The 22,132-nt window shown below is 42.2% G+C and carries 25 protein-coding genes and 2 pseudogenes; 20 read left to right on the plus strand and 7 right to left on the minus strand.

The genetic code is table 11. The features are described from left to right. Nucleotides 1-136: 136 nt before the first annotated feature. Nucleotides 137-301: pseudogene (locus NFR46_RS09420) on the minus strand (Fic/DOC family protein); the annotation flags it as partial. Between the two features lie 128 nt (nt 302-429). Here NFR46_RS09420 and NFR46_RS00875 point away from each other — a divergent pair. The 3 genes and pseudogenes from NFR46_RS00875 to glsA all read left to right on the plus strand — a co-directional run bounded on the left by NFR46_RS00875 (nt 430) and on the right by glsA (nt 2,842). Continuing rightward, nucleotides 430-1,296 carry a TrmH family RNA methyltransferase gene (locus tag NFR46_RS00875; RefSeq protein ID WP_251573999.1) on the plus strand — a complete coding sequence of 289 codons (867 nt, stop codon included), beginning with the start codon at nt 430-432 and terminating at the stop codon, nt 1,294-1,296. Nucleotides 1,297-1,431: 135 nt separating this feature from the next. Next, a pseudogene (locus tag NFR46_RS00880) lies at nt 1,432-1,879 on the plus strand (GyrI-like domain-containing protein). Between the two features lie 39 nt (nt 1,880-1,918). Next, on the plus strand, nt 1,919-2,842 hold the full coding sequence (gene glsA / locus NFR46_RS00885) for a glutaminase A (protein ID WP_251574000.1): 924 nt from the start codon (nt 1,919-1,921) through the stop codon (nt 2,840-2,842). A gap of 74 nt (nt 2,843-2,916) precedes the next feature. Here glsA and NFR46_RS00890 read toward each other — a convergent pair whose 3' ends face one another. Beyond that, on the minus strand, nt 2,917-4,350 hold the full coding sequence (locus tag NFR46_RS00890) for a Na+/H+ antiporter NhaC family protein (RefSeq protein WP_420908567.1): 1,434 nt from the start codon (nt 4,348-4,350) through the stop codon (nt 2,917-2,919). Between the two features lie 228 nt (nt 4,351-4,578). Between NFR46_RS00890 and NFR46_RS00895 the strand changes: the two genes are divergently transcribed. Both NFR46_RS00895 and NFR46_RS00900 read left to right on the plus strand, forming a co-directional pair. After that, nucleotides 4,579-4,800 carry a hypothetical protein gene (locus NFR46_RS00895; protein ID WP_251574002.1) on the plus strand — a complete coding sequence of 74 codons (222 nt, stop codon included), beginning with the start codon at nt 4,579-4,581 and terminating at the stop codon, nt 4,798-4,800. Further along, nucleotides 4,763-5,059 carry a hypothetical protein gene (locus tag NFR46_RS00900; RefSeq protein ID WP_251574004.1) on the plus strand — a complete coding sequence of 99 codons (297 nt, stop codon included), beginning with the start codon at nt 4,763-4,765 and terminating at the stop codon, nt 5,057-5,059. The genes NFR46_RS00895 and NFR46_RS00900 overlap by 38 nt, the downstream gene beginning before the upstream one ends. Before the next feature lie 552 nt (nt 5,060-5,611). Here NFR46_RS00900 and NFR46_RS09485 read toward each other — a convergent pair. From NFR46_RS09485 to bsh, 3 genes are all read right to left on the minus strand, one after another. After that, a complete protein-coding gene (locus NFR46_RS09485) occupies nt 5,612-5,764 on the minus strand; it encodes a transposase (RefSeq protein ID WP_338146915.1) in 153 nt (50 codons plus the stop codon). A 234-nt stretch (nt 5,765-5,998) separates the two neighbouring features. Next, nucleotides 5,999-6,292, minus strand: coding sequence for a transposase (locus tag NFR46_RS09490; protein WP_251574005.1), 294 nt, complete (start codon nt 6,290-6,292; stop codon nt 5,999-6,001). A gap of 272 nt (nt 6,293-6,564) precedes the next feature. After that, nucleotides 6,565-7,551 carry a choloylglycine hydrolase gene (gene bsh / locus NFR46_RS00915; RefSeq protein WP_251574006.1) on the minus strand — a complete coding sequence of 329 codons (987 nt, stop codon included), beginning with the start codon at nt 7,549-7,551 and terminating at the stop codon, nt 6,565-6,567. A 358-nt stretch (nt 7,552-7,909) separates the two neighbouring features. Between bsh and NFR46_RS00920 the strand changes: the two genes are divergently transcribed. The 8 genes from NFR46_RS00920 to NFR46_RS00955 all read left to right on the plus strand — a co-directional run bounded on the left by NFR46_RS00920 (nt 7,910) and on the right by NFR46_RS00955 (nt 13,778). Continuing rightward, nucleotides 7,910-8,155: a hypothetical protein gene (locus NFR46_RS00920; protein ID WP_251574007.1), complete on the plus strand. Its 246-nt coding sequence runs from the start codon at nt 7,910-7,912 to the stop codon at nt 8,153-8,155. 312 nt (nt 8,156-8,467) lie between these two features. After that, a complete protein-coding gene (locus NFR46_RS00925; protein WP_277612836.1) occupies nt 8,468-8,683 on the plus strand; it encodes a YSIRK-type signal peptide-containing protein in 216 nt (71 codons plus the stop codon). 59 nt (nt 8,684-8,742) lie between these two features. After that, nucleotides 8,743-10,551 (plus strand): hypothetical protein, encoded by a 1,809-nt coding sequence (locus NFR46_RS00930; RefSeq protein ID WP_251574009.1) that lies wholly within the window; start codon nt 8,743-8,745, stop codon nt 10,549-10,551. Beyond that, entirely contained in the window at nt 10,532-11,047 is a 516-nt protein-coding gene (locus NFR46_RS00935; protein ID WP_251574010.1) for an LPXTG cell wall anchor domain-containing protein, read from the plus strand. The genes NFR46_RS00930 and NFR46_RS00935 overlap by 20 nt, the downstream gene beginning before the upstream one ends. A gap of 220 nt (nt 11,048-11,267) precedes the next feature. Then, complete coding sequence (locus NFR46_RS00940; RefSeq protein ID WP_251574012.1) at nt 11,268-11,813, plus strand: GNAT family N-acetyltransferase; 546 nt, start codon at nt 11,268-11,270, stop codon at nt 11,811-11,813. A 544-nt stretch (nt 11,814-12,357) separates the two neighbouring features. Continuing rightward, nucleotides 12,358-12,636: a helix-turn-helix domain-containing protein gene (locus NFR46_RS00945; protein ID WP_251574014.1), complete on the plus strand. Its 279-nt coding sequence runs from the start codon at nt 12,358-12,360 to the stop codon at nt 12,634-12,636. A gap of 78 nt (nt 12,637-12,714) precedes the next feature. Next, nucleotides 12,715-12,891, plus strand: coding sequence for a hypothetical protein (locus NFR46_RS00950; RefSeq protein ID WP_251574016.1), 177 nt, complete (start codon nt 12,715-12,717; stop codon nt 12,889-12,891). 8 nt (nt 12,892-12,899) lie between these two features. Then, on the plus strand, nt 12,900-13,778 hold the full coding sequence (locus NFR46_RS00955; RefSeq protein WP_338146916.1) for an IS3 family transposase: 879 nt from the start codon (nt 12,900-12,902) through the stop codon (nt 13,776-13,778). Nucleotides 13,779-13,834: 56 nt separating this feature from the next. Here NFR46_RS00955 and NFR46_RS00960 read toward each other — a convergent pair whose 3' ends face one another. Continuing rightward, nucleotides 13,835-14,473 carry a CorA family divalent cation transporter gene (locus NFR46_RS00960; RefSeq protein ID WP_251574017.1) on the minus strand — a complete coding sequence of 213 codons (639 nt, stop codon included), beginning with the start codon at nt 14,471-14,473 and terminating at the stop codon, nt 13,835-13,837. Nucleotides 14,474-14,494: 21 nt separating this feature from the next. Further along, a complete protein-coding gene (locus NFR46_RS00965; RefSeq protein ID WP_251574019.1) occupies nt 14,495-14,761 on the minus strand; it encodes a hypothetical protein in 267 nt (88 codons plus the stop codon). Nucleotides 14,762-14,991: 230 nt separating this feature from the next. Here NFR46_RS00965 and NFR46_RS00970 point away from each other — a divergent pair, with 230 nt between their 5' ends. The 7 genes from NFR46_RS00970 (at nt 14,992) to NFR46_RS01000 (ending at nt 22,020) form a co-directional block, all read left to right on the plus strand. Beyond that, nucleotides 14,992-15,444, plus strand: a complete 453-nt coding sequence (locus tag NFR46_RS00970) for a MarR family winged helix-turn-helix transcriptional regulator (protein ID WP_251574020.1) — start codon at nt 14,992-14,994, stop codon at nt 15,442-15,444. 17 nt (nt 15,445-15,461) lie between these two features. Then, on the plus strand, nt 15,462-16,181 hold the full coding sequence (locus tag NFR46_RS00975) for a B3/B4 domain-containing protein (RefSeq protein WP_251574022.1): 720 nt from the start codon (nt 15,462-15,464) through the stop codon (nt 16,179-16,181). A 277-nt stretch (nt 16,182-16,458) separates the two neighbouring features. Further along, complete coding sequence (gene glyA, locus NFR46_RS00980; RefSeq protein WP_251574029.1) at nt 16,459-17,697, plus strand: serine hydroxymethyltransferase; 1,239 nt, start codon at nt 16,459-16,461, stop codon at nt 17,695-17,697. Nucleotides 17,698-17,811: 114 nt separating this feature from the next. Next, nucleotides 17,812-18,852, plus strand: a complete 1,041-nt coding sequence (locus NFR46_RS00985) for a zinc-binding dehydrogenase (protein ID WP_251574030.1) — start codon at nt 17,812-17,814, stop codon at nt 18,850-18,852. 108 nt (nt 18,853-18,960) lie between these two features. Continuing rightward, entirely contained in the window at nt 18,961-19,638 is a 678-nt protein-coding gene (locus NFR46_RS00990) for a matrixin family metalloprotease (protein WP_251574032.1), read from the plus strand. Nucleotides 19,639-19,720: 82 nt separating this feature from the next. Next, on the plus strand, nt 19,721-20,092 hold the full coding sequence (locus NFR46_RS00995) for a cupredoxin domain-containing protein (RefSeq protein ID WP_251574034.1): 372 nt from the start codon (nt 19,721-19,723) through the stop codon (nt 20,090-20,092). After that, nucleotides 20,092-22,020 (plus strand): copper-translocating P-type ATPase, encoded by a 1,929-nt coding sequence (locus tag NFR46_RS01000; protein ID WP_251574036.1) that lies wholly within the window; start codon nt 20,092-20,094, stop codon nt 22,018-22,020. Before NFR46_RS00995 ends, NFR46_RS01000 begins: the two co-directional genes overlap by 1 nt. Nucleotides 22,021-22,132: the final 112 nt, after the last annotated feature.

Here is a 22,132-nt window from a genome sequence, read left to right on the forward strand (position 1 = left end):
CGAATAATAAAAAAAGCGCTGCATAAATTTCTACCATGCAGTGCTTTTTGTGCTCTTGATAAAATTATTGATATTTTTTACTACTTACTTTCTTAATATCAAGCAATTGCTGTTTAGCAGCCTTAGCCAATGATTTTTAATCACTCTTGACATTTGTGATTTTAATAAACTCTTGAAGCTTAATTAGGTTGGATTGATTCAGGGCGTCAATGACTTTACTATCTTGGCAATTGTAGTCGATATATTGAGCATGGTTAGCGGCTAATAATTGAATGAATAATCTAGTTGTTCGTCCGTTACCCTCTCTAAAAGGGTGAAGGTAGTTAAGTGAATCAAGCCACTTATAGGAATGAAATTAGTAATCACATTAGGAAAAAAGCGTTAAAATAAATACTCGTCACTTAATACAAACGATAAGGTAGATTTAGAATGCATAACTTAATTTTTCTTACAGATTTAGCAAGACCCGATTTGGATCCTTACGTTCGCCTTAATGAAGCCCAGCTCTTCCATGCCTTAGAACCGCAACCTGGACTGTTTATTGTGGAAAGTCCAAAGGTGATTGAACGGGCTTTACGAGCAGGGTATCAACCAGCCTCTCTTTTGGTTGAGGAAAAGGCGCTAGAACGTGATCTAGCTGATTTGGATCACGAAATGGCGGCAAACCAAACGAGTGGCTTAGGGCAAACACCAATTTATGTGGTTGGTAGCGAGTTGCTTAGCCAGTTATCTGGGTACAATCTTTTGCGGGGAGCATTAGCCGTAATGCATCGGGTAAAGCGGCCAGGTCTAGCTAGCTTTTTAGCAACGATGCCGAAAGAACATCCAAGAATTGCGGTTCTTGAAAGGGTAGTCAATCCAACTAATATTGGGGCGATTTTTCGTTCAGCAGCGGCTCTTGAAATCGATGGCGTAATTGTGACGAGTGATTCTGCTGATCCGTTTTATCGACGGGCTTCCCGTGTATCAATGGGAACAGTTTTTCAAGTACCGTGGACCTATGTTGATGCGAAACTCTGGCAAACAGAAGGAATTAGTCTCCTTCATCAGTTGGGTTACCGAACCGCAGCGATGGCATTACGGCACAACACCGTTAATATCGACGATCCGCAGTTGGATGAAGTAACCAGGCTTGCTATTATTCTTGGCTCAGAAGGTCCGGGGCTAAGAGAAAAAACGATTGCGCAAAGTGATTTTACAATTAAGATCCCAATGGCACCGGGAGTCGACTCCTTGAATGTGGCTGCGGCTTCGGCTCTGGCCTTTTGGGAGCTGGGAAACCAGAAAGAAAAATAGTGCTCAATGCCCAGCAAACGGTATTGGGCATTTTTTTATTAAGTTTGAAGATATAAACAGATATAAAGCTCGAATCAAGATATAAACAGATATAAAATAGATTCGAGAATATAAAAAGTTATAAAGGATAAACCAATGACATACGAATTTAAAAAGAACAAAAAGAACTTTACTGTCCGGGAAAACGACCAGCAATCATCAAAGTTCCGCCAATGAATTACCTTGCAATGCAGGGGAAAGGTGATCCCAACGCTGAAGATGGCGAATATAGCCAGGCACTTTAGCTTCTCTATGGGATTGCTTATACAATCAAGATGAGCAAAAGGGCGATTACCAGATTCCGGGGTACTTTGACTTTGTTGTTCCGCCACTAGAGGGGCTGTGTGTGCAAATATTACACGTCGGACCATACGATGATGAACCAGCGACCGTTGAAAAGCTGCATGAGTTTATTGCAAATAATGATCTCCAACTAGACATTAATGATCATCGTCATCACCATGAAATCTACTTATCTGATCCCCGACGCACGCAACCAGCTAAGTTAAAAACAGTTCTCCGCTTACCGGTAAAAAAGCAATAATAAGATAATTAAGAAAGTCTGTGGGATGGAGATGATCAGATGGAGTTAAATTTAAATGATGCAATTCAAGCATGCTGGAAGCGGATCGATGAGGGGAAGGTGGCAACCTATATCCCAGCCCTAGCGAAGGTCGATCCTTACCAGCTTGGTGTCTGTCTTTTCAATGTTGATCGTGCTCAAAAAGTCTGTGCTGGGACAGCCAATATCCGTTTTGCGATCGAGAGTGTCTCTAAAGTGATTACCCTTCTTTATGCAATTGAATGCCTCGGTCTAACTGCAGTGGAGGATCAGGTGGGAACCCGCCAAACTGGTTTTGCCTTTGACACGGTTTTAAACATGGAAATTACCAAGGAAACCAAGCCCCTCAACCCGTTTGTTAACAGTGGAGCGATCTTGATTTCGTCGCTGATTGAAGAAGAAGATCAACTTTCACCATTTGACCGGATCCTTAACTTTACACGGCAGATTTGCAATGACCCGCAAATCACCCTGAATGAAGAAATTTATCAATCTGAATTACGAACGGGAGATATGAATCGGTCACTTGCCTATTACTTGAAGGCGAAGGAAACCTTGGCAAACGATGTTACGACAAGTCTGGAGACGTATTTTAAGCAGTGTTCAATGATGGTGACCTGTGAAAGCCTAGCTAACCTAGGGGCGGTCCTTGCCAATGATGGAATTGCCCCATGGAATGGCGAGCGATTAATCTCTAGTGATGCGGCGACCTATGCTAAGTCAGTCATGATGACGACTGGTCTCTATAATGAGTCAGGGACCTATTCTGTAAAAATCGGAATCCCGACGAAAAGTGGCGTTGGTGGTGGCTTAGTCGCCAGTGCCCCTAAATACGGGATTGGTATTTTTAGCCCGGCCTTGGATCAAGCCGGAAATAGTGTTGCTGGTTTAGCATTACTTGAAATGATTAGTCACGAGCTGAATTTGGATATTTTTAGATATTAAATGAGAAAAGCCACTCATCGAAGCAATCCGATGAGTGGCTTTTAAGCTTGAAATTACTGAGTCTGATCGACCAATCAAGCTTCTACCGTATTAACCTGCTTTTGTGGAATCTTAACCAACATCCCGGCAACAACAGTCAAGATGGTTACGAGGAATGGGAAGAACGTCCATGGAATAAATTGCAGTGGGTTGATTTGGAGGGTAGTTGCGATGAAGACTCCGGAAACACTCCACGGAACGATGGCGTTGACCGCGGCTCCAGCATCGTTAAGGATCCGTGTGAGGTCGACCCGCTTCAAACCAAGCTTATCAAATGAAGGTAAGAATGATTGACCGGGCAGGATGATGGCAAGGTAATGTTCACCGACTAACAGGTTAACCCCGATACAGGTAATGGCGGTTGCCAGCGAAAGCCGACCAGGAGTTTTTACGATTCCGGTAAGGTGGTTAATAATTGTGCTAATGATGTTGAATTTAATTAACAAACCACCTAATGCTAGGGCAAAAACGATTAAAGCAAGTGAAGTCAACATGCTTGAAATTCCCCCCTTAGAAAGCAGGGTGTCAATTGTCTTGTTACCAGTGTGGGAAACGAAACCAGTCATAATCGTCTTGGTAATCGTCGAAATGCTAGTACTTGGTGCATGAAGCCAGCCGAGGAGTACGGCAAAGAGGGATCCCAGACCTAATGACGGAATTGCTGGGACTTGAAGGATTGCTAGGACGACTAAGAGAAGGACTGGTAATAAGGCCCAACCGGAAACCCAGAAGCCGTTACTCAAACCGTTCATCATCTGGTGGACAGCGGCAAGGCTAACGTTTTTTGAGTTCCAACCGAGGAATGTGTAGAGAACTAGACAGAGCGCCCAAGCAGGAATATCAGTAGTGAGCAATGATTGGATATGCTTGTAGATGCTAATTTCACCAACACTGGCGGCTAAGTTAGTAGTACCAGAAAGTGGGGAGATGTTAGAACCGCAGAAAGCTCCTGAAACGATGACCCCAGCAGTTAGTCTAGGGTTGATCTGTAAGGTAGCACCAATCCCGATAAAGGCAATCCCCATGGTGGAGACGGTAGTAAATGAACTTCCGCAGGCAACCCCAACTAAGGTACAGACAATGAAGACGGTCGGTAGGAAGAACTTAACGGAAATAATTTTGAAACCGAAGTACATGATTGTGGGGATGGTTCCCGAAAAGATCCAGGTTGCAATCAAAACCCCAATCGAAAGGAAGATTACTAGTGGGTCAACCCCGGCACGGAGCCCTTCCCGCATGCCGTCCATCACTGTTTGCCACTTAAAGCCTCGCAAGTGACCGTAAACGGCGAGCACCATGAACGAAATGAAGAGCGGTGCTTGCGGTTCCTGCTTCTTGACAATGATCAGGTAACCTAGAATATAAAGGATCCCGAGGAGGACTAGTAAACTTTCACCAAAACTGAATTTGGGCTCTGGATGATTAGTATCTTTCTCCTTAAATATTAAAAACCACCAGCTCGCGGGCAAATACTGCTCAATCTAGCTGGCGGTCTAATAGAAAGACGGAATTTATCGAGATGACTCACCATTACTAGGTTTGATCTCACCTAGCAATAGTTCACTAAATACAACCATGCTGAGGTGCGAACAGATTTGCCCGCACCATCATTGTGCAGACATTAAAGTTGCTGAGCATAGCGATAATAATTGGTACTTAGTGAACGTGTAGTCATGCTTTATCTTTCCCTTCGTTAAATGATGGCTTTATTAAAACATTCTCATTTTATTTTGTCAATCTCTAATTTTAATTTAGCGAAAATTATTGCTGGAACCGATTTAACAAATATTGCTTCAAAATTCCTTCAAAACGGTGATACTTTACTTAAAGGCGGGGCGACTGTTTCTTGGGCAAACGACGTTCCAACTGCTAACCAACAAGATGGAAGTGGCTTCTACTCAATTATCTGGGACGATTAAAGTAATGTATACGGATGGCACAAGTACCGATGTTCAGATTCAATATATGGTTGAACCCCAATCACAGCTTCAGCCAAATACCTTCTACTATGTAAATAAAGTAGGGGACACGCTAGATTTTAATATCCCTGACGTTAATGGTAATGATTTCTCTACGATTCTTTATAATAATTTAGCACCCACTTCGACAGCCTTTTCTTACAAGGTATTAGGGACAGTTGATACTAGCACAATCGGTATTCATTGGATTGATGTTTAAATACATTTAGTGGTGGGCCAATTAGTGAAGATAATCCTAAAGACATCGGTGATTCTTACGTTGTTCAGATTCCTTATGTAGTTCAAGGACTAAAATTGCGTGATGATATTCCAACCGATGCTGGCGGTAATCCAGTAATTAATGCACAGCTTGCTACGACCCCGCAGTCGACTATTGCGCTAGGAGAAGGAATCCCAATATAACGGCATTTGTCGGAACTATGCTAATTCAAAAATAAGCAAAAATCGGGTTGTTCCCTACCAAAAACCCTATCAAAATTGATACTTATTATTAAATATTTGGTAGCAAAATTCAGTATAGACATTGGGATGAAATGCTGCTGGGAATTAACTATTAATTTTTAGCCCTCTAGCATTGAAATCCGGGCTATGATTTTGAAACGCTTCAAAATCATAGTCCGGATTTTAGATTCTTTATAAAATAAGCCCTTAATCGGTTAATTGACTGGCCCAATAAGCACTATTACTTAGATAAAAGACGAACAGCGCAGTACACAAAGGGGCGTGAAGACGAAATTATAAATGACTTCTGTCACGCTTCCATTTTCACAGCCCGTTGTCCACGTAAATGAGTTCGGTGTATACTAAAATTCCTCTTTATGTGTCCAAGGACTGGCTCAATGTCGAACTTTCGTCGACGATAGATTGCCTTAATTTTGTCACTTGAGAGGATTGCTTTTACTATAGCCTTGTAATAATTCTAGGTCGGATTAACCTATATGGGGGGCTTTGCCAATTTATCTAAGTGCACTGACAGTTGATGTTTATCAGACTGATAGAGTTTGAAATCACGTTTTAGTTTTTATTGGTTCGCTTACTATATCGATAAAAACTAAAACAGACTTCTAAATGATCAATGTAATAATCATCTTTGGCATTATACTGCCAATTTTGTGATTTGGTTAGATCGTTTTTGAATTTACGTTTCTGTTCCTTTTGATAGGTTGTGTAGGGATAACAGGTTGCTAGCGTGTTGACTACGCCGAAAGTTATTGATGGTGTGGTAACTATAAGTATAATCATGGGCCAGCCAACGTATTGGTAGACTCTTATCCAACATCATTTCAATCTTTCTTCCAGAATAAGTTTGCCGTGAGTAGGCAAGTAATAGGATTTTAAGCATAATCGCTGGATGTGATGCGAAGGGCGCTACGTATTCCGTTAACAAGACATTTTGAGGAATTGAATTGACAAAAGCATTAATTGGTCGCACAACATGATTCTGTGATAGATCATAGTTATAGTTTAGTCGAATTTGGTTTTGCCCTATGGTATAATCTTGATATATGGAAATCGCTCCTGTTGTTTGCTTTTTAGGGGTACATCATATTAGGAATGATTTCCTGTGTACATAAAAACCGGATGATGAATCTGAAAACGGTTCATCATCCGGTTTTTATTTTAGACTAGAAGTTTTTCCAGTCTCATTTATTTTGACTAATTATCAGTGAACTAGGTGGCTGCCGAAACGCACCAAGTAGATAATTAGTTGATTTGATTAATAGCTTGTTCCTCTACAAATGGGTAGGTAATCATCTGGTCACCTTGTGCATCTATCTTGTTGAGGTCAACATGGTTGATTTGGTTATTAGTGTAAGTAGTGTAATAAAGCTGCCTTTGATCAAGGTTGTAGCCAACCGTGTAGATCGTGTATTCAAATTTTGCCGGATTATCAGCTACCTGGTCACTACCGCTTTGTTGTTCAACGGAATGCATAATGTGGAAAAGTTCGGTTACGTTAGACAATTCATCAGTTTTAGCCCAAACAGTATTATACTTAGTAAAGGTAGCCCGAACAAAACGACTTGCTGAATCCATCCCACCAGGTAAATTATGGGTACCGAGGCCACGACTGTAATCCAGTAATGGTACTTGACTATTGAAGGTATTATCTGGATTGTTAGCGGAAAGAGCACGATAATTGTTTAAATTGAAAAGCTGCTTAGGGAAGGAAGGGTTATTAGTGAGGACACTGACAGGGTTATCATAAACATGAATACCATCCTGATCACTTTCCAAAACGACACTCGTCTGCCGATCAGTAATAATCCAGTGAAGGGTAGCCGGTTCTAATTGGGCGCTAAAAGCGTGATTAGTGATATTAACCTTTGCTAATAACTGCTTAACTTCTTGGATAGACGAACATTGACCAAGAACCCAGGGAATAATTTCGTAAGAAGCGATGTTATCCTTTCCCGCGATTGAATCACGGTAGTAAGCATTATCCGGATAATTTAATCCAGCCATTGCTAAGCCCTGGTCATTCATCGCATCGAAAAAGAGTGGTGTGCCATCGAAAACCGCTGCAATACCGAGAAGTGGATAGTGGTGTTCCAGTGTGGGCATTTGATAAAAATTAATGGGATCATTCGCTGGTGAAATCACTACCTCTTCCCCGTAAGATCGCTCGTAATCAAAGTTACGACCAAAATAATGGTGACCATCAACAGTAAAACTAAGTGCGGTACACATGTAAATCATCCTTTCAAATTCGAATCCTGTTAATTATGTAATAATTATAGTAATCTTACGTATTTTTGTAAAAGAATAATTATTATAAACTGGTAAAAAGTTTATATATAGACTTATATTCAGCTAGATAAAATGCCCCCCGAAGTGATAATAGTGATTATCTCCAATCATTAGTGACTAAGTAGATTGCTTGTTACTTAATCATGGGAAGATTCTACTTAAAATAGAGCGATTGAGGAGTCGAAAATGAGTAAAAACAATCAACAATAAAGAGCAATTCCAAAATTCAAAAATTATAAATTATACAAGGCAAAGGAGCAGTAGGCAACTAGCATTTACCGTATTGGTAACGTTAGGAGTGACTACACTTACTAGTGTTAGCGCTGATGCTGAAAATGCATTAGCAGAAAGTAAAGCCCCTAGCGAAAATATTATTCCAGTAGTTTGGGCAACGGCTGAGGGTGCATCAGTTAACTCGAAATTAACTTTAACTGAAGTCGATGCTACTAAGTTTATTAAAAATGCAACAGCAGAGAAGCTGACTGGCAGTTCAAACGCTGATAAGTTAGCATTTGCCATCCTTGCGAATAATGTTGCTTTTTAACTTGACAGCGGAATACCGATGTAACAGCATTTGAACGGTACTAAATATAAAGAAATGACTATTCGTAGAAAATCAAAATAAGCACTGATGTTAAATCTATCAGTATTTAAAATTGTAGAACCGTTATTTCAATTACGATCAGCTGGCCGTCAATCACTTTTTGGAAGACCCTAAATAAACTATTCTAGGATGAGCTAAAGTTATTTTAGGTCTTATCAGACAGTGTATATTTAACTATAATTTAATTGTACTTAACTTAAAGGAGGAAATATGTTGGTTAAATATAATAAACAGGAATATCAACGCAGCCATATGCAAGAGCAGCAGCGGTTCGGTTTGCGCAAACTTAGTATTGGAGTTGCTTCCGTTTTATTAGGAACTAGCATTGTTGTTGCTGGAAACACAACCGCCCACGCCAGTAGTAATGCAGAGCTGGCCGACAGTAACGACCAGTCTGTGGCAACGGTAGCGGCTTCCCCGGTCACCCACCAGGATACGGTGGCACTTAAGGCAAGCAGTCTACCATAACGGAAACGACCCAGGCCACTAGTGACCAATCAGGAGCGTCGATCAATAGTGCCCAGCAGGTGGCTTCACCAGCGGCGGCTCGTTCAGTGCAGGCGATTAGCACTAACAAACCGGTCAAGCAGCCCGCGACGGTGGACTTGACCTTTGTCGATGACGACAATAATGGTGCAATTATCGAAAGCCCGTACTTGCCAAGTGAAAATAACGGCCACCATTATGCACACGGTTTTATTGGCGAGAAAATCAGCACCAACGCGTACAATAACGGTACCCGGAGTGTTGACCGGATGCTGGGGGCACTGACTGGTCGTCATGATCCCTATGTCCTGAATGGCAGCTATACCCTGCCGACAGAATTTACAGATTCGTTGATGACGGTGCAAATCCACCTAAAGCACCGGGTAGAAACACACGCCGACTACCCAACGAAAACAATTACCCGGACTATCCATTACCGCCGGGCCTATCCCTATAATGGCAGCCAGATGGTGGATGATAATGGCAAACTGATTCCAGATTACCAGGTCCAATACGAAGTGACACCGGTGGTGATAATTGATAAGGCAACGGGAAAGCAGACCGTCACTTATACGATTAAAAACCGCCAAACTGGTAAGGCCACGACTATTGAAAATGGTGGGACCGACCCAATTACAATCGACTATGACCAAGTTGCTTCGCCAACTGTTACGGACTGGATTGCAGACGAAGCAACGGTCGAGGGCCACTACCAAATGAACTTTGGAATCGATCACTGGAAGATTGCCGCTAACGACTTGCAGGATCTTCAAACGGTGAACTATAAGTACAACGAGAGCAATCTCAAGATTGGCGATGTGGTTCCTAACGCCGCTCTTCATACTGTCCCAATAGTGGAAACTTCCGCAGACGGTACTCGGATGACGGTTACCCGGACCTTCTACTATGGTTTCACTGACGATTCTGGTGACAACCTTGACCACCCGGAGATTCAGCACTATGGAGGTTCGCAGTCACTTGAATTTACTCGGGAAAAGACCACTGATAGTGACGGTAACATCACTTATAGTCCTTGGCAGGCGGTAACTACGAACACCTTCCCGAAGTACGTTTACCAGGAACACTATGGACACCCGCAGGGCTATGACTTGCCGTATGGCTACTCTCCGGCAGTCACGATTGACCCGAATGCGGATTTAAGCACCCTTTCAGGGATTACCGTTTACGATCCTTACGGGCCAACTTACAAGGTTTCAATTATCGATGATACGAATAACAAGGTCCTAAACGTGTACGGTGGTGACCGTGATAACTACTTATCAGTTCCCGAAGCTGGGGATGGTTACCAGCATACCCGGGATGCGGCGGAACAAACGCGACAGACAATTTATGCCGCGGTTGCTGGTTACCAGGACCAGGGCTACGTGGTAGTTTCCGATGACTTTGGTCAGATCAGTACTAATAATGCTGCCAACCAAAGCCACAGTGAGGGAATTGAGGACTATGCTAAGTATGTCTATACGATTCACCTGGCAAAGAAAGCCACTCCAAAGACGGAGCAAAAGACGGTTAAGCGGATCGTGCACTTTGTGGCTGATAACCCGGCCCACGACCAGCTGCAGGTTAGTCAAACACAATGGGTTCACTACATGACGTCCTATTTCACGGACCCGGACGGCAACTTGGTCAATGCTAAGAAGCTGGTAGATAAGGACGGTAACGTTGTTAAAGATGACGCTGGCAACCCAATTTATATTGTTGATTCAGCTAACCAGACGAAACCACGAAAGACCTGGACGGTTGATAAAACGCAAGGTGCGTCAGAAAATAATGGAAAAGCTAGTTACGACCAAATTAAGCAGGACCAAATTGTTATTGACGATCCCTAGCAGTCCATTGAAGGGACAATGGAATATAGAAAAAGCTACCTCAGAAAAAGTTGATGGATCGCCGATTAATACTAAAGATGCGCCAAAGGAAAATCTGAGTAATGATATCGCCGACGGAACCGTTGAAAATATTTATCTGATTTACACTCAGCCAACGAATCCAGATCCAGTTGAACCACAGCCAACTACTCCAGGCCAGCCAGCTCAACCTGGCGAGCCGGGTGGACAACCGGTAAGTCCAGATGAAGGTGGCAATGGTAATCCAGGGGAAAACGTTAATGTTCCAGTGGACAATAACCAAGTTCCTGGCCACATTGCTAACGATCAATCGCTTACTTCTCAAATCGCTCACCATGTTAACGGTACAAACAAGCAGACTCACCAATTACCACAAACTGGTAATGGAGCAAACGAAAAGGCATCCGCCCTTGGATTCCTCTTCGCCGGGCTCGCAAGTATCTTTAGCTTGGCCGGACGCCGCAAGAAGAAGCATTAAAATTAGGAGAAGGTTAGTTAATTCTCCTTCATAAAAATGACCCTCAGTGTTCGTTAATTCGGACACTGGGGGGTGTTTTGTCTTAAAGATTAGCTTTTCTTAAAGAAGACGAGAATTACTACTGAATTCACATATTCTTCATAGCCATTATGCTATAATTCCCCTACTAAAGTGCTAGTAACTTATTTGAAAATGAAATTTTGGAAAGAAGGGATGAATAATGGCAATTTACATTCGGCGAGCGCAGGAAAAAGATCTTGCGGAGATCAGTAGGCTGATTGAATCTGGTAAGAAAGTACTAAGTGACCGAGGAAACCCGCAATGGCAAGATGGACACCCAACTGTAGCAATGATGAAGGATGATATTGAACATGGCTATAGCTGGGTATTAATTGACGGCAAGCAGGTTGTTGGGACAGCAGTTCTCCAACTGCGGGCTGAGCAAAATTACGCTGAGATTACGGATGGTCAATGGGCAAAGCCGGATGAACCATATGCAATTATTCATCGCCTGACCATTGATCAAACAGCTCATAGTCAACACTTGGGTAAGTTTTTTCTATCAAATTTGATTACAGTTGGCTACCTTCAAGGTGTCCGCAATTTCCGTTACGACACTCACCTGAAGAATATTTCAATGCAAAAGCTTGGTGAGGGGATGGGCTTTGTCCAACGAGGAACTGTTTACATTAAGGATGATACGGATCCAGAACACCTCGGCTATGAATTATGCCTTGAAGATGAGCAAGCAGTTGCGGAAAAATAATGAAAGGTGGGGAATCTAATGAGAAATTGGCAACGGAAATTATTCCGGTCTGCGGCAGTCTTGGTTGCCCAAACTGTTGCGACAAAGGTTGTATACCGTTTGTTTAAGCCCAAACCTGGTCGACGGTAGAAGAACCTAAGAGTGACTTCTAGTATTTCCTTGTAAATATTGGGAGTCACTTTTTATTATGAATTTACTGCCTGAAAAATTACCATTTTATCTCAGCAAAAATAGAGAAGTTTGATTATTTTGATAATAGATATTGAGCATCTACCCTTTAAATGTTATTAATAAAGGCAAACTTGTTGGTAGTTGCACTTTATTATTGGGAGGGCATTACTATAAAACATAATAGTAATAAAATTGTTGCTTTAGTTGCCGGACTGACAACTGTTGCTTCAATGTTTAGTGTAACCACGGTAAACAAGTGTTTTAATTAATTACACTTAGAATGGTCCTTTTAACTTAAGTAAAAGGATCAGCGAATTTGAAGTGCCCTACAATTGTTAGACAAAAAATCTAATGATTGTGGGGCACTTTTCATATGGTCAAATATAAGCCTGAATTAAAGGTACAGATTGTTAATGAAGATCTTTCAACGTCTCAGAACACTTATAATTTAAGAGAGAAATATCAGATTGATAGCCGACGCATTGGAGAATGGGTCCGAAGATATCAGATAGGTGGAATTGACGCGCTTAAACGTCGTCGTCATAAGCGAACCTTTACCCGCGATTTTAAGTTAAATGTGATAGATTACTACCAAACTCATGAGGATTCCATGGCAGAAGTGGCAGCTCACTTTGATATTTTAACGAGTTAAATCTCTATTTGGCGTTCACAATTTAAGCGTGACGGAATTACAGCCTTGGAGCCTCACCCGAAAGGTAGGCCGTCAAAAGTGAAACGAAATAAAAAGCAGGTTCGTCAACTCACTAATAAGAGTGAGTTAGAACGTTTGAAGGAAGAATTGGCGGAGAAGAATCAAGAGCTTTACGACGCAAAGTTGGAGCGTGATATCTTAAAAAAATCGCAATCCCTGTTCGGACCCTCAAGGCCAGGAAGAAAACTCAAATAATAGATCTGATCAGGGACGATCAAGCATCACTCCCCAAAAAACAGCGTTATAAGATTGGTGATCTGCTCAAAGCAATTAAGCTCCCCAAAGCAACTTATCACGATGAACGCAAGCAAATCGCCAATTCTTACGATAAATATCAAGAAGTTAAAACTCAAATTCTTAAGATTGCCCAACGATTTAGGGTTCGTGGACGTTGGATTGCAGGCTATCGCCGCATTCAAACAGAATTAGCGAAACTTGGACTACATTTGTCTGGCGATACAATTCGTAAATTAATGCGGGAATTAAACGTTCAAGTAACGCTATATAATCGGCATCGTAATGCTAAATATTCATCTTATCATGGTAAGGTTGCGGATAATAAATTGAAGCAAGAATTCAATGAAGCTCAGCCCTATCGAATTATTCATACTGATGTAACACAGGTACGATTAGCTAAGCATCAATGGGCTTATATCTCAGTAATGATTGATGAAGCAAGTCAAGAAATTCTGGCCTTCCAGATTAGTACCAGCCCGAATAAAGACTTGATTATGCGAACTCTAGAAGAATTAATTAATAACTTACCTGATGATGCTCGACCAATTATCCATTCAGATCAAGGTTGGCATTATCAGGTGGCTTACTATACGCAAAAACTAGCTGATCATCACTTTATTCAGAGTATGTCACGGAAAGGGAACTACTTAGATAACGCTCCCGTAGAAAGCTTCTTTCACTTGTTTAAGACTGAATTACTAACTGGTTTTCCACCATGCAAAGATATTGAAGAATTAACCGGACTTTCTCGAAACTATGTTCAATACTTTAACCATATTAGAACAACTTTAAAAACAAAGGGCATGACTCCAGTTGAATACCGGAATCACACCTTAGCAGCTTAATATTCTAATTTTGTCTAACTTTTGTCTTGCACTTCAATTTCGCTGGTCCTTTTATATTAACGGTAGCTCTTTCGTTTAAGGTAAATGCTAATAAGAATTGCGAGAAAAAGTGAAAAGCCAAGAATAAGCCAGAAGCCCACGTGGCTATCCTTCCAGGGAAGACCACCAACGTTCATTCCCATAAATCCAGAAACTAGTGCAGCAGTGGCAATGACTAAGCCTGCTGAGTCAAGGAATTTCATGAGGTTGTTTAAACTCGAATTCATCATTTCTGTAAATAAACTACTAATTGAATCAAGAAGATCACGAAAAATATGGATCGCTTTAGTAAGGTGTCGTTGCTGGATCGCTAGTTTGGAGACTAGTGCCTCCACATTACTGGTATTGATTTGTGGATCGTTAAGAAAAGCTTCAATTGTTTCCGTCTGGTCATTCATCGTGTGTTCAAAGAAGACCAATTTTCGGGTTAGGTTAGTTAGTTGTCGCAGCTCGTTGTTACCGAATGAATTTTGTGCTGCAGCATCAAGTCGGTCGATAATTGGTTTGTACGATGTTAAGGTAGCCATTAATTTATTCTGACATTGCAGAACGTACGTGGCAACAAACTTAATAATGTTGTTTTCCCTTCCAATTAATTCTTGATTTGGTCCTGCATTATTAGTACATATAATCAGGTGATCTCGATTAAAGATCATAATGACAGGGGTTAATTGCTCCTAGATTTTAGTTGCTTCCTCGATAAAATCATAAACTACTAAAAGATGGGCATCCGGTAAGAACTGACTAGTAATCTTGTGGTACCGTGAAACCTCTTCAGGTGAAGAATGGTAGGCAAAGGTAAGTGGGGCGAGATCGAAGGTACGACAAACTTGTTCTAGTTCTTGCCGACTCGCTCGGGAGAGAAGAACCAAGTTGGAGTCCTTAAGTCGTCGAGTAGGCTCCTCTTTAGCTCCTTGAGAGGAAAAATGGTATTTTCTCAGCATGATTCACCTCCTGATAGCTACTTAAATTTTTGGTAAGCTAAATCTAACATATATGGACTTAAAGTTGGTGAAACGGGCGCAACCTTAACGGACTTCTTAGTCATTTAGGGAATCCTTTAACTTTTCTTCATTCTTCTTTCTTTTTATAATGAATGATTAATAATTATTCATTTTTTGTTGCATTTACAATAAAAATCACTATAATGTAATTTAGTAAGGAGACATTTACCATGATTGACATTTTGCGCGAAGTTGGGATGATCGAGCGAGCACTGGATTCAATTGCCAACAAGGAGTTTAAGCAGTTTAACTTATCAAATCTTCAGTTCCTCTACGTGGTGCGAATTTATGAGCATCCGGGGATCATTGCTGAGCAGCTTGCCAACTTGATAAAGGTCGATCGGACAACTCTGGCCCGTGCTGTTCGGCGGTTAGAGAAGCAAGGTTATGTTTACCGGGAAAATGATCCCAAGAACAAGAAGATCAAGCACCTCTACGTTACCGAAAAGGGGAGGGAGATTTATCCTTTCATTATGCGGGAAAATACCCATTCCAATGAGGTTGCTTTGAAGGGGTTCACCACCGAAGAAGCACAGCAGGTCCATGATTACTTAGTCCGGATCCGCCAGAATATTGATTCTGACTGGAATTTTGTAAAGCATGGTGGCAAAAGAGAATATTAATTAAAGGAGCGATTGAGATGGATCAAGTTACTGTTGATCAAGGCTTTTGGGATCTCTTCCCAGACGCCCAAGTAAATATTTTGTACGTTGATGGGATTGATAACCACGATAATGACGAGAACTTAGCTGAACGGCGTAAGTTACTTCACAACGCTACTGATGAAGCGCAAAAGTTCTTAACTAACGAAACATTTCGTTTGAACCCTGTTGTTGATCAATGGCGTAAAGCTTACCAACAATTCAAGAAGAAGAAGGGTGCCCGTGCATCTGTTGAAGCATTGTTAAAGCGGGTTGACCAAGGACGGACATTTGACCCAATTGATCCAATGGTTGATGTTTACAACAGTGTTTCCATGACTTACGGTGTTCCAGTTGGAATTGAAGACCGGGATAAGATTTCCGGTGACATGCACCTTGGGATTGCTAAGGGTGGCGAACCATTCCAACCAGTTGGTGCCGATAAGGATGAACCAGCTCTTGAAGGCGAAGTAATGTATTACGATAATGAAGGTGCAGTTTGCCGTTGCTTGAACTGGCGTGATGCCCAACGGACGATGTTGACCCAAGATTCTAAAAACATTGTGGCGGTTATTGAAGCCATTAATCCGGAACAAATTCAACGGGCTAACGAAGCAATGGACGAATTATCGAAGCTTATCCAACACTACTTCAAGGTTGAACCTAGCCAAGTCTTCCACCTTACTAAGGACAACCCAACAGCAGTAGTGCCAAAGTAAAAAAAATAAATGATACAAGGGAGTGAGACAGAACTAGCTTGCTAGTTCGTTTTCGAACCCCCGCAAGCACAAAGAGGGCTCTAGTGTTCGGATTTTCCCGAACGTTAGAGCCCCTTTGTGTACTGCGCTGTAGTATTTTTAACTGTGTAAATAACTTATGTCACAGCCCCTCCTTATTTTTAAAAGATGGCTGGTGATGAGGGACTCTCAGACTGACGCTCTTTCTGGTATAATCAATTTAGTAATATTACACTGGATTTATTAAGGAGTGGTATTGATGGAGTACGCAGGAAAATCACCAGAATTATGGGCAGCAATCAAAAACGAAGAACAGCGTCAACAAGAGACGATTGAGTTGATTGCTTCTGAAAATATTGTTTCTAAGGAGGTCCGGGAGGCTCAGGGTTCCGTTTTAACCAATAAGTATGCCGAAGGATATCCGGGTAAGCGTTACTATGGTGGGTGCCAATACATCGATCAAGTCGAACAGTTGGCAATTGACTACGCCAAAAAGCTATTTGGTGCCGAATACGCAAACGTGCAACCACATTCTGGTTCACAGGCTAATATGGCGGTCTATCAAGCACTCCTCAAGCCCGGCGATAAGATCCTTGGAATGGGGATGGATGCTGGGGGACACCTAACCCATGGTGCCAAGGTTAATTTTTCCGGCAAGGTTTACGAATCTTACAGTTATGGATTAAATCCGGAAGCGGAAGAGCTGGACTTTGATCGGATCGAACAACTCGCTCTTGAGATTAATCCAAGTTTAATCATCGCGGGGGCTTCAGCCTACAGCCGGATTATTGATTGGCAAAAGTTCCGTGAAATTGCGGATGAAGTTGGTGCATACTTGATGGTTGACATGGCCCATATTGCTGGACTTGTCGCTACTGGTGCTCACCCTAATCCAGTCCCGATTGCGGATGTTGTCACGACTACTACCCACAAGACATTGCGTGGTCCGCGTGGTGGAATGATCCTTTCCAAGTCACCAGAAACTGGTAAAAAGATTAATTCGGCACTCTTCCCTGGAACCCAGGGTGGCCCACTAGAACACGTAATTGCCGGGAAAGCTCAAGCATTCTATGAGGATCTCCAACCACAATTTACCGATTATATTAACCAGGTAGTTAAGAATGCTGCTGCTATGGCTGATGAATTTAATCAGTCAGAGAATATTCGGGTCGTTTCTGGCGGAACTGAAAACCACCTCCTAGTAATTGATATTACCAAGACTGGGATCACCGGTAAGGATGCCCAAGACCTATTAGATGAAGTCCACATTACAACCAATAAGGAATCAATTCCTAATGATCAACGGAGTCCATTTGTTACTAGTGGATTGCGGATTGGAACACCAGCTGTTACTAGTCGGGGATTTAAAGAAGATGATGTGCGGCAAGTAGCCGATTTGATCATTAGGTTATTGAATAATGCTAATGACGAAGCAGTTAAGGCAGAAGTTGCTAAGCAGGTCCATGAGTTAACCAGTAAGCACCCAATTACCGAATAAGTGAGTTGATCTTATTCGTGATTTGCATAGGTAATAATAAAAAGAAAGGATTTTCATTTAGGGCTCTTTTTTCTATAATAAAGGAGAATTTTAAAAACGAAGGGAGTCTGCATAATGAAAAAGGCGTTTTTTGCTAAAGCAGGACAGATGGAACTAAAGGACGTCGAAAAGCCGAAGATTCAGGCTGCCGACGACGTAATTTTGAAGATTGTTCGGACCTGTGTTTGTGGTTCCGACCTTTGGTACTTCCGGGGAATTAACCCACTTAAGGGTGGCGAAGAGAACTCTGGTCACGAAGCCTTGGCAATCGTTGAAGAAGTTGGGGATGAAATCACAACTGTTAAGCCGGGTGACTTTGTGATTGCTCCATTTACTCATGGTTGTGGACACTGTGCCGCATGTCGGGCAGGCTTTGATGGTTCTTGCCAAAGCCATACCGATAACTTCAGTAATGGTGTTCAGGGAGAATATTACCGGTTCACTCATGGTCAATGGTCACTAGTCAAGGTTCCTGGTCAACCAAGTGATTACAGTGAAGGGATGCTGAAGTCACTGTTAACTCTTGCTGATGTAATGGCTACTGGTTACCACGCTGCTCGAGTAGCTAACGTTAAAGCAGGTGATACCGTTGTTGTAATGGGTGACGGTGCTGTTGGTCTCTGTGCAATTATTGCCGCTAAGATGCGGGGTGCTAAGAAGATTATTTCTACTAGTTGCCACGCCGATCGTGAAGCTTTAGCTAAGGAGTTTGGTGCAACTGATAACGTTGCTGAACGTGGGGACGAAGCCGTAAAGAAGATCATGGAATTAACCCATAGTAACGGTGCTGATGCCGTTCTTGAATGTGTTGGAACTGAACAGTCTACTGACACTGCAATGAAGGTTGGTCGTCCAGGCGCAATTGTTGGTCGAGTTGGCTTGCCTCATACTCCAAAGCAAGACATGACCACACCATTCTACAAGAACACCATTGTTGCCGGTGGTCCTGCATCAGTTACTACTTATGACAAGGCAGTTCTTCTTAAGGCAGTCCTTGATGGTGAAATTAACCCTGGAAAAGTCTTTACCAAGACCTTTACCCTTGATCAAATTCAAGAAGCTTACCAAGCAATGGCTGATCGTCAAGTTATTAAGTCATATGTGGTAATAGATTAAGCTGAAAATCAACCTTTTAAATCGCCCTTTATCTCGTCGAAGCGTTATTCTTGACGAAATGAAGGGTGATTTTTATATTGTAGACGAAGAGAGAAAGGAGGGTGGTCGATGCGTCGTTACTTTTTGATTCTCATGGCCATCTTTACGGTAGGCATAGTTAGTCAACCGGTATTGGCAGATGATGGTTCATCATTACCGACAAACTATTTTAGCCAAGACGCTGAAGATAATAGTACAAGTGATTTCAGCTTTAATGATCCTAATCAGACGCCAAGCACTAAGAAATTAGCGATTCCTCGTGATACACCGACACCTCTTGAAGGAGTTCGGTGGCGAAAGAAGACGATCCGGATTTATATGCGGACGACTGATCCCCACTTGAAGAGTGCATTTCGGAATGCAGTCAAGAAGTGGAACAAGGTTAAAGCAATCAAAATTAAGTGGACAAAGGATGAGAATAAGGCAAACATCATTGCAGCAGATGGCGACCTTTCAGCCAATAGTACCAATAATGGGGTCGGGTACCAGACTGCGCAGTTAGGTGAAACAAAGACTGAGTACAATCCAGATACCCATGAACTTCATAAGGCAACTTCGATTTTGGATCCGTACCAATTAGATTACACAAATCCTAATTTTCGGAGTGAAGTTGCGCAACACGAATTGGGGCATGCCTTAGGATTAGCCCATGCTCCAGAGTACGAACATAGTGTGATGGTGCCACGAAATATCCGTACCGAGATTACTAAAAATGACCGGAAGAGTATTCAGTTACTTTACCAGTAGTTTTATGTTGACAAGTGTAAACAATGATTTACAATAGAATTAAAGATTACAAACGTAAACGATAAAAGTGGAGGAAGTTATTATGACACAAATCATCGTTTTAATTATCGCTGTTGCTTTAATTCTTGGTATTATTTGGTGGTTCTTTGGTAAGCACGCGGAAAGTAGTGAGACTGCCAAGGTTAATGATCAACACCAAACAGCAACGGTTGTCGTTCATGGTGGTTACTCACCAGAAAAGATTGTCCTGAAGAAGGGGATTCCAGCAACCGTTAACTTTGAAATGAAGGATGGGACTGCTTGCTTATCTCACGTTATTTTCAGTAAGTTAGGAATCGACAAGGATTTGACGAAGAAGCCAGTAACGTCAATCAATATCCCAACTGATAAGGCGGGTGAATACAACTTTGCTTGTGGGATGGACATGTTCCACGGAAAGGTGGTTGTTAAGTAATGAAACTATCTAGTATCCAACGCTTTTGGATTTCATTTATTTTAACCATCCCGATGATTATCCAAATGCTGGCAATGCCATTTCATTGGATGATGCCGGGGTACAGTTGGATTGCGTTTGTTACCACTACTCTAGTAATGCTAATTGCGGCATTGCCTTATTGGACAAGTGGCTGGATGGCATTTAAGAATCATCATGCCAATATGAACACTTTGGTTGCGATTGGTACAGGAATTGCCTACTTTTACAGTATCTTTGCGATGGTAACTGGGCGTGAAGTCTACTTTGAAAGTGCTGATTTTATTGCGGTCTTTGTATTGCTCGGTGACACGATGGAAGAACGGATGCATAATAACGCTTCGAATGCCTTGAAAAAGCTATTAGACTTGCAAGTAAAAGAAGCGGACGTTCTCCGGGATGGTAAATTTATCCAGGTCCCACTAAGCCAGGTGAAGAAAGGTGACATCATCCGGGTTAAGCCGGGGCAAAAGATTCCGGTTGATGGTGTTGTTACTAAGGGATCAACAACGGTTAATGAGTCAATGGTGACTGGTGAAAGTATGCCGGTAAGGAAGAAGGTTGGCGACACCGTTATTGGTTCGACAATTAATGGTGATGGGGCAATTGAGTTTAAAGCTACCAAGGTTGGCAACGAAACTGTCCTTGCCCAAATTGTTGAAATGGTTAAGAAGGCCCAAACCAGCCATGCACCAATTCAAAACCTGACCGACCGAATTTCAGGTATTTTTGTTCCAGCTGTTTTGATTATTGCAATTATCACCTTTGTTGTTTGGTTCGTCTTTCTTGGTGCTACTGCAGTTAATGCGATGCTGTTCGCGGTGGCAGTGATTGTGATTGCCTGTCCATGTGCACTTGGTTTAGCGACCCCAACTGCTTTGATGGTTGGAACAAGTCGTGCAGCCAAGATGGGTGTTTTGATTAAGGACGGTCAAGCACTTGAGGAGATCAATGCAGTTAAGACAATTGCTTTTGATAAGACTGGGACAATTACTGTCGGCAAGCCAGTTGTTACTGATGTTGTTGGTGATCAAACACAAACGCTACAAGTTGCGGGAAGTTTGGAAGCGTCATCTGAACACCCGCTTGCTAAGGCAGTCGTTGAGAAGAGTGAAGGGGAGCAGGTCAAGCTCCTTCCGGTTACTGACTTTAAGGCAGTAGAAGGCCAGGGAGTAACTGGAAAGGTCGATGGTCAAAGGGTGTTTGTCGGCAGCTTGAAGTTAGCGGAAGATACCCAAGTACCGCAAGAATTTAAGGAGCAAGCAAGTAAACTCCAGAATGAAGCTAAGACGGTAGTCTATATTGGCCTTGGAAATAAGGTTATTGGCTTGATTGCAATTCAGGATACACCAAAGAAGAGTTCAGCAACCGCAATTGCCCAATTAAAGGCTCGAGGATTGCGGACTGTAATGATTACTGGTGATAATGAGCAAGTTGCTAAGGCGATCGCTAAGCAAGTCGGTATTGATGATGTGATCGCTGAGGTAATGCCAAACCAAAAGTCAGCGGTCATTGAATCATTGCAAAAGGATGGTCAAAAAGTAGCCTTTGTTGGTGATGGGATTAATGATGCGCCCGCTTTAACAACCGCGGACGTTGGGATTTCAATGGGTTCAGGAACTGATATTGCGATTGAGTCAGGTAGCATTGTGCTAGTTCATAATGATTTGCGTGGGGTCGTTCGGGCATTGTCAATTAGTCAGAAGACCTTTAACCGGATTAAACTCAACCTTTTCTGGGCATTAATCTACAACGTTATCGGGATCCCGATTGCCGCTGGTGTCTTTGTTGGTTTTGGCTTAACTTTAAGTCCGGAATTTGCAGCACTTGCAATGGCATTTAGTTCCGTTTCCGTTGTAACCTCTTCATTGCTGCTAAATTGGACGAAAATAGAAGACGCTGGCGACTAATTTTTAATTTTGGCTAACTTGGTGTGGTAGGTGTGATACAATAAGAATCGAATGCTTTATGAGCAAAATTACGAACGAAGCCGTGAAAACGGGATCAATACGATCCTGGATC

Origin of the sequence: Limosilactobacillus agrestimuris (genome assembly GCF_943193105.1) — a bacterium.
Taxonomy (GTDB): domain Bacteria; phylum Bacillota; class Bacilli; order Lactobacillales; family Lactobacillaceae; genus Limosilactobacillus; species Limosilactobacillus agrestimuris.

Bases quoted from the DNA above. Each gene is read 5' to 3' on its own strand.
- NFR46_RS00875 (WP_251573999.1), top strand. From the start codon at position 430: ATGCATAACTTAATTTTTCTTACAGATTTAGCAAGACCCGATTTGGAT.
- glsA (WP_251574000.1), top strand. From the start codon at position 1,919: ATGGAGTTAAATTTAAATGATGCAATTCAAGCATGCTGGAAGCGGATC.
- NFR46_RS00895 (WP_251574002.1), top strand. From the start codon at position 4,579: ATGATGGCTTTATTAAAACATTCTCATTTTATTTTGTCAATCTCTAAT.
- NFR46_RS00900 (WP_251574004.1), top strand. From the start codon at position 4,763: ATGGAAGTGGCTTCTACTCAATTATCTGGGACGATTAAAGTAATGTAT.
- bsh (WP_251574006.1), bottom strand. From the start codon at position 7,551: ATGTGTACCGCACTTAGTTTTACTGTTGATGGTCACCATTATTTTGGT.
- NFR46_RS00925 (WP_277612836.1), top strand. From the start codon at position 8,468: ATGCAAGAGCAGCAGCGGTTCGGTTTGCGCAAACTTAGTATTGGAGTT.
- NFR46_RS00940 (WP_251574012.1), top strand. From the start codon at position 11,268: ATGGCAATTTACATTCGGCGAGCGCAGGAAAAAGATCTTGCGGAGATC.
- NFR46_RS00945 (WP_251574014.1), top strand. From the start codon at position 12,358: ATGGTCAAATATAAGCCTGAATTAAAGGTACAGATTGTTAATGAAGAT.
- NFR46_RS00960 (WP_251574017.1), bottom strand. From the start codon at position 14,473: ATGATCTTTAATCGAGATCACCTGATTATATGTACTAATAATGCAGGA.
- NFR46_RS00965 (WP_251574019.1), bottom strand. From the start codon at position 14,761: ATGCTGAGAAAATACCATTTTTCCTCTCAAGGAGCTAAAGAGGAGCCT.
- NFR46_RS00970 (WP_251574020.1), top strand. From the start codon at position 14,992: ATGATTGACATTTTGCGCGAAGTTGGGATGATCGAGCGAGCACTGGAT.
- NFR46_RS00975 (WP_251574022.1), top strand. From the start codon at position 15,462: ATGGATCAAGTTACTGTTGATCAAGGCTTTTGGGATCTCTTCCCAGAC.
- glyA (WP_251574029.1), top strand. From the start codon at position 16,459: ATGGAGTACGCAGGAAAATCACCAGAATTATGGGCAGCAATCAAAAAC.
- NFR46_RS00985 (WP_251574030.1), top strand. From the start codon at position 17,812: ATGAAAAAGGCGTTTTTTGCTAAAGCAGGACAGATGGAACTAAAGGAC.
- NFR46_RS00990 (WP_251574032.1), top strand. From the start codon at position 18,961: ATGCGTCGTTACTTTTTGATTCTCATGGCCATCTTTACGGTAGGCATA.
- NFR46_RS00995 (WP_251574034.1), top strand. From the start codon at position 19,721: ATGACACAAATCATCGTTTTAATTATCGCTGTTGCTTTAATTCTTGGT.
- NFR46_RS01000 (WP_251574036.1), top strand. From the start codon at position 20,092: ATGAAACTATCTAGTATCCAACGCTTTTGGATTTCATTTATTTTAACC.